At 65.1% G+C, this 16,153-nt stretch carries 14 protein-coding genes; 10 read left to right on the top strand and 4 right to left on the bottom strand.

Translation table 11 applies throughout. The features are described from left to right. Positions 1 to 76 precede the first annotated feature (76 nt). Positions 77 to 1,084: a thermonuclease family protein gene (locus AC5RUO_RS13360; RefSeq protein ID WP_494103773.1), complete on the top strand. Its 1,008-nt coding sequence runs from the start codon at positions 77 to 79 to the stop codon at positions 1,082 to 1,084. A gap of 230 nt (positions 1,085 to 1,314) precedes the next feature. Here the strand turns inward: AC5RUO_RS13360 and AC5RUO_RS13355 are convergent, their stop codons facing one another. Then, positions 1,315 to 1,728 (bottom strand): hypothetical protein, encoded by a 414-nt coding sequence (locus tag AC5RUO_RS13355; protein ID WP_494051869.1) that lies wholly within the window; start codon positions 1,726 to 1,728, stop codon positions 1,315 to 1,317. Positions 1,729 to 1,853: 125 nt separating this feature from the next. On the opposite strand from AC5RUO_RS13355, the gene AC5RUO_RS13350 reads away from it, so the two are divergent. From AC5RUO_RS13350 to AC5RUO_RS13335, 4 genes are read left to right on the top strand one after another with little or no spacing between them, the layout of a single operon-like run. Further along, positions 1,854 to 2,561 (top strand): FadR/GntR family transcriptional regulator, encoded by a 708-nt coding sequence (locus AC5RUO_RS13350; RefSeq protein ID WP_494103772.1) that lies wholly within the window; start codon positions 1,854 to 1,856, stop codon positions 2,559 to 2,561. A 24-nt stretch (positions 2,562 to 2,585) separates the two neighbouring features. Beyond that, on the top strand, positions 2,586 to 3,647 hold the full coding sequence (locus AC5RUO_RS13345; protein ID WP_494103771.1) for an asparaginase: 1,062 nt from the start codon (positions 2,586 to 2,588) through the stop codon (positions 3,645 to 3,647). Positions 3,648 to 3,655: 8 nt separating this feature from the next. Continuing rightward, on the top strand, positions 3,656 to 5,089 hold the full coding sequence (aspA, locus tag AC5RUO_RS13340) for an aspartate ammonia-lyase (RefSeq protein ID WP_494051872.1): 1,434 nt from the start codon (positions 3,656 to 3,658) through the stop codon (positions 5,087 to 5,089). Between the two features lie 34 nt (positions 5,090 to 5,123). Next, a complete protein-coding gene (locus AC5RUO_RS13335; protein ID WP_494011555.1) occupies positions 5,124 to 6,635 on the top strand; it encodes an amino acid permease in 1,512 nt (503 codons plus the stop codon). A 90-nt stretch (positions 6,636 to 6,725) separates the two neighbouring features. Here the strand turns inward: AC5RUO_RS13335 and ggt are convergent, their stop codons facing one another. Further along, positions 6,726 to 8,600 carry a gamma-glutamyltransferase gene (gene ggt, locus AC5RUO_RS13330; RefSeq protein ID WP_494103770.1) on the bottom strand — a complete coding sequence of 625 codons (1,875 nt, stop codon included), beginning with the start codon at positions 8,598 to 8,600 and terminating at the stop codon, positions 6,726 to 6,728. Between the two features lie 303 nt (positions 8,601 to 8,903). Here ggt and AC5RUO_RS13325 point away from each other — a divergent pair, with 303 nt between their 5' ends. Together AC5RUO_RS13325 and AC5RUO_RS13320 are read left to right on the top strand one after the other, a co-directional pair. Next, positions 8,904 to 10,220, top strand: coding sequence for an ATP-binding protein (locus AC5RUO_RS13325; protein ID WP_494103769.1), 1,317 nt, complete (start codon positions 8,904 to 8,906; stop codon positions 10,218 to 10,220). 104 nt (positions 10,221 to 10,324) lie between these two features. Then, positions 10,325 to 11,581, top strand: a complete 1,257-nt coding sequence (locus tag AC5RUO_RS13320; RefSeq protein WP_494103768.1) for a low temperature requirement protein A — start codon at positions 10,325 to 10,327, stop codon at positions 11,579 to 11,581. Here AC5RUO_RS13320 and AC5RUO_RS13315 read toward each other — a convergent pair. Together AC5RUO_RS13315 and gluQRS are read right to left on the bottom strand one after the other, a co-directional pair. Then, on the bottom strand, positions 11,562 to 12,209 hold the full coding sequence (locus AC5RUO_RS13315; protein ID WP_494103767.1) for an HD domain-containing protein: 648 nt from the start codon (positions 12,207 to 12,209) through the stop codon (positions 11,562 to 11,564). The genes AC5RUO_RS13320 and AC5RUO_RS13315 overlap by 20 nt on opposite strands. A 9-nt stretch (positions 12,210 to 12,218) precedes the next feature. Beyond that, positions 12,219 to 13,100, bottom strand: a complete 882-nt coding sequence (gluQRS, locus tag AC5RUO_RS13310) for a tRNA glutamyl-Q(34) synthetase GluQRS (protein ID WP_494103766.1) — start codon at positions 13,098 to 13,100, stop codon at positions 12,219 to 12,221. Positions 13,101 to 13,426: 326 nt separating this feature from the next. Here gluQRS and AC5RUO_RS13305 point away from each other — a divergent pair, with 326 nt between their 5' ends. The 3 genes from AC5RUO_RS13305 (at position 13,427) to AC5RUO_RS13295 (ending at position 16,148) form a co-directional block, all read left to right on the top strand. Further along, a complete protein-coding gene (locus tag AC5RUO_RS13305) occupies positions 13,427 to 13,888 on the top strand; it encodes an Lrp/AsnC family transcriptional regulator (protein WP_494103765.1) in 462 nt (153 codons plus the stop codon). Positions 13,889 to 13,995: 107 nt separating this feature from the next. After that, positions 13,996 to 15,486, top strand: coding sequence for a WXG100 family type VII secretion target (locus AC5RUO_RS13300; protein ID WP_494103764.1), 1,491 nt, complete (start codon positions 13,996 to 13,998; stop codon positions 15,484 to 15,486). Then, positions 15,486 to 16,148, top strand: coding sequence for a hypothetical protein (locus AC5RUO_RS13295; protein ID WP_494052013.1), 663 nt, complete (start codon positions 15,486 to 15,488; stop codon positions 16,146 to 16,148). Before AC5RUO_RS13300 ends, AC5RUO_RS13295 begins: the two co-directional genes overlap by 1 nt. The last annotated feature ends 5 nt before the right edge of the window (positions 16,149 to 16,153 follow it).

Genomic DNA, 16,153 nt, shown 5'->3' with positions numbered 1-16,153 from the left:
GGCGGCCGGTCTGGTGGCCGGCTCGGTGGCAGTTAGCGCGGCAGCTAACGCTGACAACGGCACGGTCGTCAGAATTGTGGACGGTGACACCCTGGTGGTGTCGATCAACAACGCGGATCACACAATCCGTCTGCTGAACGTGGACACACCGGAAACTAAGGACCCGAACCAGCCGGTCGAATGCCTCGGGCCGCAGGCTACTGATTACCTTGCGGGCGTCCTTCCGCCTGGCACCTCCGTGCGCCTTGAGTTCGACAAGACCCGGCACGACCGCTTCGGCCGCACCCTCGCAGGCGTATTCGCTCCCGACGGCAGTCTGGTCAACGCAGAAATCGCACGTAAGGGACTTGGCATACCGGTCCAGTATGACGGGAACGTCAGGTTCCTGCCGCCGGTGGAAGAAGCTTATGAGGAAGCCCGGACCGAGAAGACCGGGCTCTTCTCGGAGACCATCGATTGCACAATGCCCGCACAGCTCGCCCAAACTTCGCAGGCGCTCGAAGAAGCTGCCGGCGCTGCACCTGCAACGACTTCCTCCGCCGCCGGCGCGGCCGCCGCGGTGCTCGTGGCGGAACTGGCAACCGCCAAGTCGCTACGGGCAGTCTTTGCTGCAACCAAAGACGCAAACAGGGCCATCTACTGGGCTGGGCTTTCAGCAGCCGCCACCGCGGCTGCCTTGTCTACCCTCGACAGCAGGATTGCGCTGGGTGAAAAGAAGCGGGACGAATTCAAGTCCCTCCAAACAAACTTGGCGGCAGCGGAAAAGAAGGCAGAGGAAGAACGGCGTGCCGCTGAGGCGCAGGCAGCAGCAGAGAAGAAGGCCGCGGAGGAAAGGGCTGCCGCCGAGAAGAAGGCTGCCGACGAAGCTGCTGCCGCCGCAAAGGCAGCTGCGGAGGAAGCCGCCCGGCAGGCAGCTGCTGAAGCTGAGCGGCTAAGAAGGTTGCCCGCCCCGGCGCCGTATGTCCCACCTGCACCCCAGCCCTACGTTCCGCCTGCCCCAGCCCCCTATGTTCCACAGGCACCCTCCAAATACACCGGGCCGCGCTGCTATGCACCAGGCGGGAAAACCTGGACTCCCTGCTAACCGATAAAAGTGAAGTGCGAGAGTTCCCGAGCTCTCCGACTCGCTGTTTTCAGCGGCGAGCCTCAGCACTCGGTCCGATCCTCCAAGAAGACCCGGAGAAGTCGCTACTCCGACAAGGCGACATGCAATTTGGCCTTGCCAATCACCGCGAAAAGATCCGCCTGCACTTTTCCCACCACCATGCCCGCGTCAGTCGACCCTGAGGCTGCTCCTACCCGCCGCCAAGACGGTTAGAAAAGCGGTGCGGTGTTCTTCTCCACAAGGGCGGGGTTCCCTACGGATTCACGCTTCTTCTTGAGGAACCCGGCCCGCTGATAGCGCTGGGCCATAATGAACCCTGCAGGCGTGCCATGCTCGTAGGACTCGACGAAGACCGCCTCCTGCCGCCCCTCGGACGTGGTCATGTAGCCATCCCAGGCTACTGCCACGCGGTCCGGAAGCGGCTCGTCTTTGACGGACTGCCTAGCTGCGGCAACGCCTGCCTCGAGCTGGTTCCCAACGAGGTAGCGCTGCAGGCTCCGTTGGCCCGCCTGCTCCCGGATGACAAAAGGCACCAGATCGGTGCCCGACGAGACCACTGAATCGATCGCGTGATCCAAAGCCATGAAAGCAAGCTCAACCAGTTCCTCTGAATATTCGTCCATGGCAGGAGGCTACCGGGCGGGCGCCTCAGACGGCAGGGTTTCCAGGGAGAAATACCCTAAGTTCATCTGACGCCTTCGGCCCCCGGAGAATTGACACCGTCTGTGACCGGTGCCATATTTGAAGCGTGAACCTGTCAGACAGCCGGACAGCAGGACAGCCTGCTCCGCTCCCCCTCACGCGGCTTAGCGCCGCCGAAGCGGTATTCAACGCCGTCCGCGGTGATATCGAGTCCGGGCAGATTCCGGTGGGCGGCAAGCTCAGCTCTGAAGCCACGCTTGCCCAGCAGTACGGGGTGAGCCGGTCGGTCATCCGCGAAGCGCTGCGCTCCTGCACGGCTTTGGGCCTGACGGTCACCAAGACAGGCAAAGGCACGTTCGTGGTCGCCAACAAGGTGGCCAACGACCTCACACTCGGCCAGTACTCGGCGAGGGATCTTACCGAGGCGCGCCCGCATATTGAAGTTCCGGCAGCCGGGCTGGCAGCAGAACGCCGGTCTGACGAGGAGCTCGAAACCCTCCGCCACGTCGTGGGCGCCATGGCCACCGAAACGGATCCGGAGTCCTGGGTGGCCCTGGACTCCAGCTTCCACGCGACCATCGCGCGGGCCAGCGGCAACAAGGTCTTTGAAAGCGTGGTGGCGGACATCCGTGACGCCCTGGCCTACCAGTCGGAAACGCTGAACATGGTGGCCGACCGGCAGCACGCCTCCGACATTGAACACCAGCGGATCCTCGCAGCCATCGAGGCCGGCTCCGCTGCTGACGCGAGTGCAGCCATGGCCAACCACCTGCGCGCCGTGTGCGAGGCCCTCGACTCCATCCTCAACAACTAGCAACAAAGCAACCCCAAGGACCCCATGCCCTCCCCTGTGTTTTCCGCTGCCCGCATTGCTGGGCCGGCACCATCAAGCCTGCCGCAGCACACTCCCCTGGTCGCCGCCATCCGCGACGGAATGGTGGAGAGCGTCCACTACGGCTCGGCCATCGCCCTCGATGCTGAGGGTTCCATCCTGGCAGCGGCAGGGGACCCGGCAACCCCCTTCTACCCCCGGTCCTCACTCAAGCCGCTGCAGGCAGTCGCCATGGTCCGCGCCGGACTTGAGCTCCCGGCAGACCTCCTGGCCCTGGCCGCGGCCAGCCACTCCGGCGCGGCAGAGCACCGTGACGGCGCCCTGCGCATCCTCGAAATGCATGGCCTGTCCGTCACCGACCTGGAAAACAGCACCGACCTCCCCTACGGTGGGATCGAACGCGAAGACTGGCTGCGCAGCGGAGGCGGCGCCACCCAGCTCACGCAGAACTGTTCCGGCAAGCATGCCGCCATGGCCGCAACCTGCGTCATCAACGGCTGGCCCGTCCAGGGCTACCTGAACCCGCAGCACCCGCTGCAGCAACTCGTCCGGTCCACTGTCATTGAGCTGGCCGGTGAGGAGCCGTCCGCCGTCAGCACCGACGGCTGCGGCACCCCGCTCTTCGCGCTGACGCTGGGCGGCATGGCCCTCGCTTTCGGCCGGATCGCGCGTGCCGCCTCCTTCAAGACCGGAAACCACGACGGCGGCGCGGAAGCCGCCGTCGGCCTCGCCATGCAGCAGCACCCGGAAATGGTGGCCGGGGAAGGGCGCGACGTCACCGAGCTCATGCGGCTGCTCCCCGGAGCGGTGGCCAAGGACGGCTTTGAAGGTGTCCAGCTGGTGGGCCTGCCCGACGGCCGCGCCGTGGTCGTGAAGATTTCCGACGGCGGCGACCGTGCCCGGATGCCGGCCACCGTGACCCTGCTGGAAGCGATCGGCGTGGACACCGATGCGCTGGCTGGCATCGCCGCCGCACCGGTACTCGGCGGCGGGCACCAGGTGGGCCTGCTGCAAGCCACCGACTTTTTGAGCAACAGCCTGTCCAAACCCGACAACGAAGCCCTGTGAGGACTCCCATGACCATCATCGAATCCGCCACCGACGCCACATCTGTTCCAACCACCCGGTCCGAGCATGACCTGCTTGGGGACAGGGACGTTCCGGCCGACGCCTACTGGGGCGTCCACACCCTCCGGGCCGTGGAAAACTTCCCCATCACCGGCCAGAAACTCTGCTCCAACATGCACCTGGTCCGCGGCCTCGCAGCGGTCAAGCTCGCCGCCGCACGCACCAACCGGGAGCTCGGGCTGCTGGACGCCGAACGCGCAGATGCCATTGAACAGGCGTGCCAGGACATCCTGGACGGACAACTGGCCGACCAGTTCGTCGTCGACGTCATCCAGGGCGGTGCCGGCACGTCGTCGAACATGAACGCCAACGAGGTCATCGCCAACCGCGCCCTGGAAATCCTGGGCCATCCCAAGGGTGACTACGCGCGGCTGCACCCCAACGACCACGTCAACCTCAGCCAGTCCACCAACGACGTCTACCCCACCGCCGTGAAGCTGGGCACCATCTTCGCGGCGCGGGAACTGGTGGACGCGCTGGCCGAACTTGAGGAAGCCTGCGCCGCCAAGGCCCTGGAATTCCGCACCGTGGTGAAGATGGGCCGCACCCAGCTGCAGGACGCCGTACCCATGACCCTGGGACAGGAGTTCGGCACGTACGCCATCACCATTGGCGAAGACCGGCTCCGCCTGGCCGAAGCAGAGCTGCTCATCCACGAGATCAACCTCGGCGCCACCGCCATCGGCACGGGCCTGAACGCACCGGCCGGCTACGCCGAGGCAGCCTGCCGGCACCTGGCTGAAGTCACTGGCCTGCCGCTGGTCACCGCCGTCGACCTCATCGAAGCCACCCAGGATGTGGGCGCCTTTGTCCACCTTTCCGGCGTACTGAAGCGCGTGGCCGTGAAGCTCTCCAAGATCTGCAACGACCTCCGCCTGCTCTCCTCCGGTCCGCGCGCCGGCTTCGGCGAAATCAACCTGCCGGCCGTCCAGTCCGGTTCCTCCATCATGCCCGGCAAGATCAACCCGGTGATCCCGGAAGTGGTCTCCCAGGTGGCCTACGAAGTCATCGGCAACGACGTGACCATCACCATGGCCGCCGAAGCCGGACAGCTCCAGCTCAACGCCTTCGAACCCGTCATTGTCCACAGCCTCCACAAGAGCATCTCCCACCTGGAAGCAGCCTGCCGCACCCTCACCGCACGCTGCATCCGGGGCATCACCGCCAACACCGAACACCTCCGCCGCACCGTGGAGCAGTCCATCGGCCTGGTCACAGCCCTGAATCCCCACCTGGGCTATGCCACCGCCACGGCCATCGCGAAGGAAGCACTCGCAACGGGCAAGGGCGTCGCCGAACTCGTCCTTGAGCACGGGCTCCTGACCGGCGCCCAGCTCCAGGAACTCCTCAGCCCCGAACGCCTGGCAAACCTCAGCAAGTAGTCCCCGAACACCACGGACTTAGAAGGACACCCCCATGACAAATCCCCCCGTCACAGACCACACCATCCCGCCGCAGGCGCATGCATCGGAGCAGGCGCTGCACGCGGAGGACAAGGGCTACCACAAGAACCTGAAGCCCCGGCAGATCCAGATGATCGCGATCGGCGGCGCGATCGGTACCGGCCTGTTCCTGGGCGCCGGCGGCCGGCTCAACGCGGCCGGACCGTCCCTGGTCATCGCGTACGCCGTGTGCGGATTCTTCGCGTTCCTGATCCTGCGCGCCCTGGGCGAACTGGTCCTGCACCGGCCCTCCTCGGGCTCCTTCGTCTCCTACGCCCGTGAATTCTTCGGCGAAAAAGCAGCCTTTGTCTCCGGCTGGTTCTACTGGATCAACTGGGCCACCACCACCATCGTGGACATCACCGCCGCAGCCCTCTACATGAACTTCTTCGGCAACTACATCCCTTGGATGGCAGCCGTCCCGCAATGGGCCTGGGCCCTGATCGCCCTCGTCGTCGTCCTCGCCCTGAACCTGGTCTCCGTCAAGGTCTTCGGTGAGATGGAATTCTGGTTCGCCCTGATCAAGGTCGCAGCCCTGGTCATCTTCCTCATCGTCGGCACCTACTTCGTCATCTTCGGCACCCCCGTCGACGGCCAGCAGGTCGGCTTCAGCCTCATCACCGATAACGGCGGCATCTTCCCCAACGGCCTGCTGCCCATGATCATCCTCATGCAAGGCGTCCTGTTCGCCTACGCCTCCATCGAACTCGTCGGCACCGCCGCCGGCGAAACCGAAAACCCTGAAAAGATCATGCCCAAGGCCATCAACTCCGTGGTCTTCCGCATCGCCGTTTTCTACGTCGGCTCCGTCATCCTCCTGGCCCTGCTGCTGCCCTACACCTCCTACGAAAAAGGCGTCAGCCCCTTCGTCACCTTCTTCGGCTCCATCGGCATCCAGGGCGTGGACGTCATCATGAACCTCGTCGTCCTCACCGCCGCCCTGTCCTCCCTTAACGCCGGCCTCTACTCCACCGGCCGGATCCTGCGCTCCATGTCCGTCAACGGCTCCGCCCCCCAATTCGCCTCCCGCATGAACAAAGCCGGCGTCCCCTACGGCGGCATCGCCATCACCGCCGGCGTGTCCCTGCTGGGCGTCCCGCTGAACTACCTCGTGCCCGCCGAAGCCTTCGAAATCGTCCTCAACGTCGCCTCCGTGGGCATCATCATGACGTGGGCCACCATCGTCCTGTGCCAGATCCAGCTCAAGCGCTGGGCCGACAAGGGCTGGCTCAAGCGCCCCTCCTTCCGGATGTTCGGCGCCCCCTACACCGGCTACCTCTCGCTGCTCTTCCTCGTGGGAGTGCTGGTGATGGTCTTCATCGAATCACCGCTCACCATGCTGGTCACCGCCATCGCGTCCATCCTCATGGTCTTCGGCTGGTACGCCTGCCGCAAACGCATCCACGAAATCGCCGCAACCCGGGACGGCCACACCGGACTCTCCCCGGTGGTCGCAAACCCGCCCGCGGAGACGTTCATGAAGTAACCCTTCCAAACGTCCGACGGCGGTACCTCCGGATCCACAACCACGGAATCAGAGGTGCCGCCGTCAGGGTTTAAGGGGTTGGCCGGAAGGCTACCGCGACGGCTTGACCACCATCGCTGAGCCTCCGCCGCGCCTGACCGGTTCGGCTGCGGCCACAGTGCTGCCGTCATGGCGGAACTCGATGGCCGTGGCAGCGCCGATTTCCGCGGCGGAGGTGCCGGCGGCCCCTGCAGCGGCAAAATTGTGCCCATACCGCGTGGCAAGGTCCTTTCCATAAGGCGCGTCAATGAACGCCTGTTCAGCGGTCGCATTGGCTGTGTTGCGCTGGGAGGCACGCGGAGCTGCCAGGGCGTCCTGAATGTTCATACCGAGGTCGATCCGGTTGATGAGCGTCTGCAGAACGGTGGTGATGATGGTTGAACCGCCTGGTGACCCGAGCGCCAGGAACGGTTCGCCGTCCTTGAGCACAATGGTCGGCGACATGGATGAGCGCGGCCGCTTCCCAGGCTCGATGCGGTTGGGGTCCGTCTCGCTGTAGACAGGCGAGAAGTCCGTGAGCTCGTTGTTCAGGATGAAGCCGCGGCCGGGAACCGTGATGCCCGATCCGCCTGTCTGCTCGATGGTGAGCGTGTACTCCACCACGTTGCCCCACTTGTCCGAAACCGTGAGGTTGGTGGTGTTGATGTTCTCGGTATCCGGTGCGTGGTTCAGCGCCGTCGGCTTGGCCGGGCACACGCCGTCGTACGAATAAACGTCACCTGCCGCGACAGGCTTGGTTGCTGCCCTGTGCGGGTCAATGGCGCAGGACCGTTCCTTTCCGAAGACAGGGTCCAGTAGTTCATCGGTGGGAACAGCCACAAAGGCGGGGTCACCCACGTACTTTCCGCGGTCAGCAAAAGCAAGGGCACTGGCCTCAAGATAGTGGTGCAGAGCACGGGCCGTGTTGTCGTTGCCCTTACCCTCGCCCTTGGCCAGCTCGCCAAGGTCAAACACCTCGAGGATGTTCAAAGCCTCACCCACGGTTGTGCCGCCACTGCTGGAAGGTGCCATGCCGTAGACATCGTAGCCGCGGTAGTTTACGTGCGTGGGGTCCTGATCCAGGACCTTGTAGTCGTCCAAATCCTCCGCTGTCATAACACCCGCAGGTCCGGGGACGGCGTTTGGGTCCGTACTGCTGGGCGCGTTCTGGACTGTAGACACAATGTCCTCTGCGATCGGGCCGTCATAGAACTCATCCGTGCCCTCATGCGCCAGGAGTCGATACGTCTCGGCTACATCCTCGTTCTTCAGAATGCTCCCTACCGCAGGTGCATCATTGCCTGGACCGGTGAGGAACAGTTTCCGGGTGGCTTCAAACGGAAGGAACCGGTCCCTGTTGTCGAGCGTCTGTTGCCTGAAGGTCGCATCCACAACAAAGCCGTCTTCAGCAACCTCGATCGCGGGCTCCAGCGTTTGCCCCAGGGTCATGCTGCCCCAACGGTCCAAGGCACGTTCCCAGGTGGCCGGGGTTCCAGGGACACCGACGGAAATTCCGCTGGTTGCCTGCTTACGGAAGGGGTAAGCCTCCCCGGTGGCCTTGTTGATGAATGCGTCCCTGGGCATAGCGGCGGGCGCAGTCTCCCGGCCGTCGATGGTGTCGACATCCCCGCTCTTGGCCTCGTAATAAACAAAATAGCCGCCGCCTCCGATGCCGGCGCTGTAGGGCTCCGTGACGCCGAGGGTGGCGGCCGCGGCGACGGCGGCATCCACAGCGTTCCCGCCCTTGCGCAGGATCTCGATCGCTGCGGCAGACGCGTCCACATCGACGGTACTGACGGCGCCGCCATAGCCGGTAGCCGTCGGGGTCTTCACGAAAACGTCCTTCTGCCGCTCGTGCGCAGAGGCGGGGCTCATGATCGCCCCGGTGGTCACGCTCATCGCCAGCGCTGCCGTTACGGCAGCAAACCGGCGTCCCAGATATGGCATGGTTGCTCCTGAATGGGGTGCGGGTGAGGTGAGCCACACGTTACTCCTCGGATATGGGGCTCTCAACGCCCCCGGCTACCCTGCGGGCACGCCGGCCTACCCTTTGTTGGTGGCATCCTGGCATTGTCGGCGGTACACCAACAGGGCACGTGCCCGCCGGTCCTGCACCTCGCCCAAGGCACGCAGTTCGAGAGCACCGCAATGCAACGCCGCCGCAACCTTCCACCCGCCGCCGTTCGCTAAGCTCGGCAGTGGCACGGACGTGCCAGCTCAATGACGAACCACCCGGGAGATTAGGCGGATATGACCAACTGGCGCATCAGGGATTTCCATTCGGCCGACCTGGACGGGATCCTGCATCTCTGGGAAACCCTGAAGGCGAGCAACGTCGAGCCGGTCTACGCCCTCTCAGAGGTGCTCGCATCCTGTGAAAAGGACCATGCCGTGGTGGCGGTGCAGGGAGAGCAGGTGGTGGGCGCCGCCGTCGGACGCGCCGCGCACGACCAGGGTTGGATCGTTTTCCTGGCCACCCTCCCGGAATACCGAGGCCGCGGGATTGGCACCTCGCTGCTGGCCGCCGTCGAAAACCGGATGGCACCCCACGGCCTGAACAAGCTTTCGGCGCTGATGCCGGATTCCGAAACGCGCGTGGAAGCATTCCTGGGCCGCGGCTTCGCCCTTAAGAAGAACCTGCGCTACTTCGAGCGGACCATCCCCGTCCAGCGGCAGGAGCTGGGGGCGCTGGGCCAGCTGGGCGGCCGGGTCCTGGCCCGCGACCTGTGGGAAAACGTGGCCGGCATGCACCGGGAGAAGGAACTGCTGGAACGCCGGCTGGTGCTCCCGCTGGCCGAGGCGGACCTGGCCGATGAATTCGGCGTGGTGCCGCCACGCGCCGTCGTCCTCTTCGGCCCGCCCGGCACAGGCAAGACCACCTTCGCGAAGGCCATCGCCTCCCGCCTGGAGTGGCCGTTCGTTGAGGTCTTCCCGTCCCGCCTGGCCGCCGATCCCCAAGGCCTGGCCGGGGCGCTGCGCGAAACTTTCCTGGAGATCGCGGAACTGGAACACGCGGTGGTGTTCATCGATGAAGTGGAAGAGATTGCCTCGCAGCGGTCCGGTGAACCGCCGTCGCCGCTGCAGGGCGTCACCAACGAACTCCTGAAGATCATCCCTGCCTTCCGCGAACAGCCGGGCCGCCTGCTGGTGTGCGCCACCAACTTCATCCGGGCGCTCGATTCGGCGTTCCTGCGGCACGGCCGGTTCGATTACGTCATTCCCATCGGCCTGCCCGACCGCCACGCACGCGAAGCCATGTGGCAGCGCTTCATCCCCGCACCCGTGGTGGACGACGTGGACGTCGAGCTCCTGGTGGAGCGCACGGAGGGCTTCTCCCCCGCGGACATCGAGTATGCGGCCCGCAGCGCGTCCCAGCGCGCCCTGGAAAAGGCGGTGTACGACGACGGCGGGCTGGCCTCCGGAGCGAGGCCGTCCATCCGGGAAGCGGTGCGGAAAGGCCCGTCCACCCAGGACTACCTGGATGCCATCGCCGAAACCCGTACCACCGTCAGCAAGGAGGTCCACCAGGACTTCCTTGAGGACATCGACGCCCTGGCCCGCGTCTGAGAAGGGGCGGCTACATCTGGACGGAATGGGATGGCGTGCGGCGGTTCACGGAGGACTTCGCGGCTGCCCTGGAGCAGAAGGCGGTCCAGAGTAATCTTTGAGGCATGTCCTCAAACCCTCTCCGGCATGCCTTCGCGCGCATGGGCGGCCGTGACCCGCACGAAAAACACCGGGCCGCGACGCCCCTGGAGCTCTTCTTCGACCTGACCTTTGTCATCGCCTTCGGGGTGGCGGGCAGCCAATTCGCCCACGAGATTGCCGAGGCCCACTTTATGGAGGGCCTCATCGGGTTCTCCTTGGCGATGTTTGCGGTGATCTGGGCTTGGATCAATTTCACCTGGTTCGCCAGCGCCTACGACACAGACGACTGGGTGTTCCGGGTGGTCACCATGGTCCAGATCGTCGGGGTGCTGATCCTCACGATGGGGATCGAGCCGATGTTCCACTCCATTGTGGAGGGACGGCACGTCGACAACCGGGTGATCGTGGCCGGCTACGTGATCATGCGGCTTGCCCTTGTGACGCAGTGGATCCGGGCGTCCCGCCAGGATCCTGCGCGCCGCCAGACGTGCCTGCGCTATGCCAAATACCTGGCTCTCGTACAGCTCGGCTGGATCGCCGTGCTCATCGTGGACACCGATGTCGCCACAACATTCCTCCTGGTTATCCCCCTGATCGCATTGGAGATGGGCACTCCCTATGCCGCGGAACGCGATGACAGGACCCCATGGCATGCACACCATATCGCCGAACGTTACGGCCTGCTGGCCATCATCGCCCTGGGTGAGTGCCTGATCGGGGCGATCGAAACCCTGCGGGCCATCGTGGCGAACCACGGCTGGAGCGTGGAAGCGTCGCTGGTGGGCTTTGGCGGTACGGCCCTGGCTTTCGGGATGTGGTGGGTGTATTTCATGCTCCCGGCCGGACGGGCCCTGCACCTGCAGCGGCACCGCTCGTTCCTCTTCGGCTACGGGCACATTCCGCTCTTCGCGGCGATCGCGGCCACCGGCGCCGGGCTCCACGTGGCCGCCTACTACATCGACCACGAGGCACACATCAGTGCCGCAGCGGCCGTCGCCACCATTGCCGTGCCGGTTGCCGTCTTCAAACTCACACTAACGTGGCTGTACAGCACCATGATGGGGCCGGACCGGACGGTGATTGCCGTTGCCGTCGGAATCATGGTGGTCCTGGCCGGGGCCGTTTGCCTGGCGGCGTCGGGGGCATCGGTCCCGGTGTGCATGCTGGTCATCGTGCTGGGGCTGGCAGCGTCCATTGTCATCGATGAGCGCCGCGGAACAGAGCGGCTGCACCATGCGATGCAAAGGCTGGAAGCAGGAACTACCGCTCCTCCGCGTTAGCGTCAGCCGATGCGGCGCCGGCGTCCGCTTCACCATAGGAGAGATTCTCGTAGTCGGTGGTGTCTTCCTCGTCCAGGCGGTCGTCCAGCTCCTCCAGCAGCCACGGATTCACCCGGGCCAGGATCTTGCGGACCTCCTCCACCTCGACGGCGGCGTAAAGCACGGGCCGGGCGTCGCGGTATTTGGTGACCGGCGGTTTGTCCGGCCATTTTTCAGCAAGAGCCTTTACCCTCGCCGGTAAGGAGTTGTGGGCGTTGTCCGCAATCTTGACCAGGGCGGCGTCGTGGTCCTGGGCGATCTCGCGAATCCCGGCCTGGTAATCGTCCGGGTTGCTATGGAGCCGGTTGGTGACCCGCTCAATGATCTCCACGGCGCGCTCGGACACGCCCATCTCCAGCAAGGCCTGCCGGGTGATCGGAGTGTCCTCGGCGATATCGTGCAGGTATCCCGCGATCCGGATATCGTCGTCGAAGTCCGCCAGGGCGTCGCCCACAGCCAGGACGTGTTCCCGGTAAGGCCTCTTCAACTTGTCCTTCTGCCGGTTGTGGGCCACCTCGGCCAGGACCTTGGCAGTCTCTACGGTGAACCTGGGGGCCGGGCTGTGGTCCGGAAAATGGTCATCTAACATGCCCCAAGCCTACGGGCCGCTCCAGATCCAGGGCTCCCGCGGCAGTGCGGCCGGATTAAAGGCTGCCAGCGCCTTTTCAAGGGTGCCGGCGGGAAGGTTCAGGGAGGCGAGCAGGCGGTCCCGCACGGCATCAGCGGAAATGCCCGCCCCGGCAAGGTCGGCAAGCGTCACCGCCCCGTCCCGCTTTGCCAACCGGGCGCCGTCGGAGTTAACCACCAACGGGACATGGGCATATTCCGGTAGGGGAATATGCAGCAGGGATGCCAGATAGGCCTGCCGGGGGGTGGAGGGAAGCAGATCGTCGCCACGGACCACCTGGTCCACGCCCTGGGCGGCATCGTCCACCACCACGGCCAGGTTGTAGGCCACCACGCCGTCGTTCCGGCGCAGGACAAAGTCGTCCACCACGCCAGTACATCCGCCATGCAGAATGTCGTGGACAGTGAACTCCTGGACCGCAGACCGGAGACGGATGGCCGCAGGACGGATGGAACGCTTGAACTCCAGCTCCGCAGGGTCCAGGTTCCGGCAGGTGCCCGGGTAGGCGCCCTGCGGGGCGTGCGGGGCCGACGGCGCCTCCTGGATTTCCCGCCGGGTGCAGAAGCACTCGTAGCTCAGACCGGCATCGCCGAGCCGCCGGATGGCATCCTCGTAGAGCCGGCCCCGGGCAGTCTGCCGGACCACGCCGCCGTCCCACGTCACGCCGATCGCCTCAAGATCCCGCAACTGCACTGCCTCCGCGCCGGCCCGCGCTCGGTCCAGGTCCTCAACCCGGAGCAGGAAGCTCCGCCCCGTGGAACGGGCGAACAGCCACGCCAGCATGGCGGTGCGCAGATTGCCCACATGAAGCTCACCGGAAGGACTGGGGGCGAAGCGGCCGGCTGAGGTCATGGATCCAGCCTATGCGGACAACACAAGAGCCCCTCAGCTACCGATTGCTACGGAAATCCGATGATCGGTGGCTCAGGGGCTCTTGCCGTGAAAGGTGCGGAAAGACGATGCGTGAACAAGAGTCAATCAGCGGCGGCCTCCTTGCGGGAGGCGGTCTGCAGCGCCCGGGTGGTGTGCCGGAATGCCGTTGGCCTGCGGGGTCCGGCGGTGGCCGTTGCCCAGTTGCCAATATTTCAGCAGACGCCCTACAGTTGGTGCAACCGGCGCGGGTTGTACTGGTCAATCCGATCAATCCTCCCGCGCTTCCGCGACAGGAACTGATCAGATTGCAGGAACTGGACCCCACCGACAAGCGGATCCTTCGCGCCCTCGACGAGGACCCGCGCGTTCCCATCATGGTGCTCGCCCAGCGGTTGGGGCTGGCGCGCGGAACGGTGCAGACCCGGCTGGAACGCATGGCAGCCTCCGGCGCGCTCCGTCCCAACAGCAGCAGGGTGCTGCCCGCCGCCCTGGGACGCGGAGTGGCCGCATCCGTCAGTGCCGAGCTCGACCAGAGCCACCTCAACGAGGCCATCGCGGCCCTGCGCGAAATCCCCGAGGTCCTCGAATGCCACGCCCCGGCCGGAGATACCGATCTGCTGATCAGGGTTGTGGCCGCCAGCCCGGACGACCTTTACCGGGTTTCCGAGGAGATCCGGCTGTGCCCGGGCATTGTGCGCACCTCCACCAGCATGTTCCTCCGGGAAGTCATTCCCTACCGCACCACGGGGCTGCTCGCCGCGGACTGACCAGGCTGCCCGCCGCCCCTACAACGAGCATCGGGAACCTCTCCCCATCGCCGCCTGCCACCCGTCCCGGTTAGGCTGGCAGCCGGGACATCCGATCAGGGGGAATCATGGCGGGGACGTTTTATGGCGGCGACGTGGCGCAGCTCCGGCGGCTGGCGAAGGAGCTGGCGAGCGGTGCCAACAGGCTGAACGCCCTCAGCCAGCAGTTGGGCAGCAGCATCGGCACCGGGCTGTGGAAAGGGCACGACGGCGAGCGGTTCCGGAGCGAGTGGACCTCGTCCCACGTGAAGCTGCTCAGGTCGGCCACAGCCGGGCTGGAATCGGCGTCGAAGGTGCTGCTCGCCAACGCCGACGAGCAGGAAAAGGCCAGCACAGGAGGGGCCGGCGGCGGGCCAGGCGGGGACCCCGGCGGCCCGGGCGGTTCCGGCGGTGGGACGGCCCAGGAACTGACAGACACGCTGAATTCGATGACACCAGAAGAACGTAAGCAGTACCTGCAGAGCGGCGAGTTCAAGCGGTGGGCGTTGGCAAACCCGGAGGCGGCGAAGGCCGCCCTGGACGCCGCTGCGGATTCGGGCACGATCCCCGTCAACTCCAGGGGGTACCAGGAGTTCCTCAGCTCCTACTGGAACCAACAGGCAATGCTGGACATGGGCATCGATCCTGCAGACTGGGACACCTCCAAGGGCACGGAACACAACTGGGAAACCATTGCAAAGGTCTACGACTTTTACGGCCAGGCGTACCTGGCCAACCCGGACCTGCAATGGGCGGGCATGGCCAACATGATCGGGCCGTCCTTCGCCGGAGGTTTCCGCGACATGGCAATGCTTCGCGACCTCGCCCAGCAAATCGCGGATAATCAGGCCTCGGACATCCCGCTTCCCGTCCTGGACCAGATCGAACAGCTGGCGGGCATGACGGATGAAGAGATCCGTTTCTACGAAACCAGCATGCTGGACATGAACAAGGAAATCTTCCTGGACCAGGCGCGTCAGCACCAGGCATACCTGAGCGGCGGCATTGACGAGATCAACCGCCTCCGGGATTCCGGCGTCATCGACGTGTCCACGGCCAACGCCTGGGCCCAGATCGATTCCGGCGATCCGGAGCTGGTCCAGAAGGGCAATACAACCCTCCTGTACCGCGAACAGAACGAAATCATCGCGGACGACTACGACAACATGCGCGGCCATCCCGGCGGCGAGGCCGTGACCTACATGGTGACCCTCGCCGGCGAGCCTTCGATCCCGGGCGCCCGAAGCTATCCGGAGGTGTTCCCCTACACGTTCAGTGTTGAAAGCCCCGGCCCGGAGAACATTCCGCTGACAAGCTGGGACAACCCCGCGCAGTTCCGCACCGACTTCACCACCGGCTTTCCGGACGGCAACATCGCCGATGCGGGCCAGCGCTGGGGACTCATCCGGCAGGACACCCTGCCTGCGTACCAGAATCTGCTGGCCACCGATCCGGACCGGGCGGCGCAGATCATCGGTTCGGACTTCGATGACCGGGTGCAACAGTACCGGCCCACCAACAACATCCCGGGCATCATGGACAGGTTCCTGGACGGCTTTGACGCGGAGGTCCACCAGTGATGCACACCAGCCCCGCCGCCACCAGGCACGTACGGCACCGTCCCGCCGTCGTACTTCTTATACTGCCGGCGCTGGCAGTTGGCCTTGCCCTCAGCGCCTGCCAGCCTGCCAACCCCGTTCCAGCCACCTCAACAACAGCCGGGAGCACCGTGAAAACCTCCGAATTCTCCACCCTTGACGCTGCCGGAGTGGACGCTATCCGGGAAACCAAAACCGCCCGCCTGGACATGAGTTCCGGCCGCCTTGAGAAGGAGGCCGTGCGTGTTGCCCAGGACAGCTACGGGCCCGAGATCAACACCCGGGACTCGGGCAAGATCAGCCTGAGCATCGTGGCCCCGAACGGCGAAATAACCGCGGAGACGGACCGCATCCGTTTCAACACCACGGACACTCAGACGGACTTCAGTGAAGTGACCTACTTCCTCACCGCCGGTTCGCCGGAGGAGTACTTCGCCCTGATCCGGGACGGTGTAGAGCGGTACGGGATCTCCGAGGCCTCGGCAGAGGACTGGATCAGCAGCACGCAGGCAGACCCGGATTCAAAAAGCGACTTCTCCATTACGCCAGGCACGGCCACCGGGCTGACGGTCAACTACGACTTGAGGTACGACGGCGGCAAGGACACGCAGGTGATCATCGTCCACATCCTGCCTGCCGGGTGAGCGGG

The organism is Arthrobacter sp. Y3221087, assembly GCF_059089905.1.
Note: the sequence above shows the minus strand (reverse complement) of the source record. Positions and strands in the feature narration are given on the sequence as shown.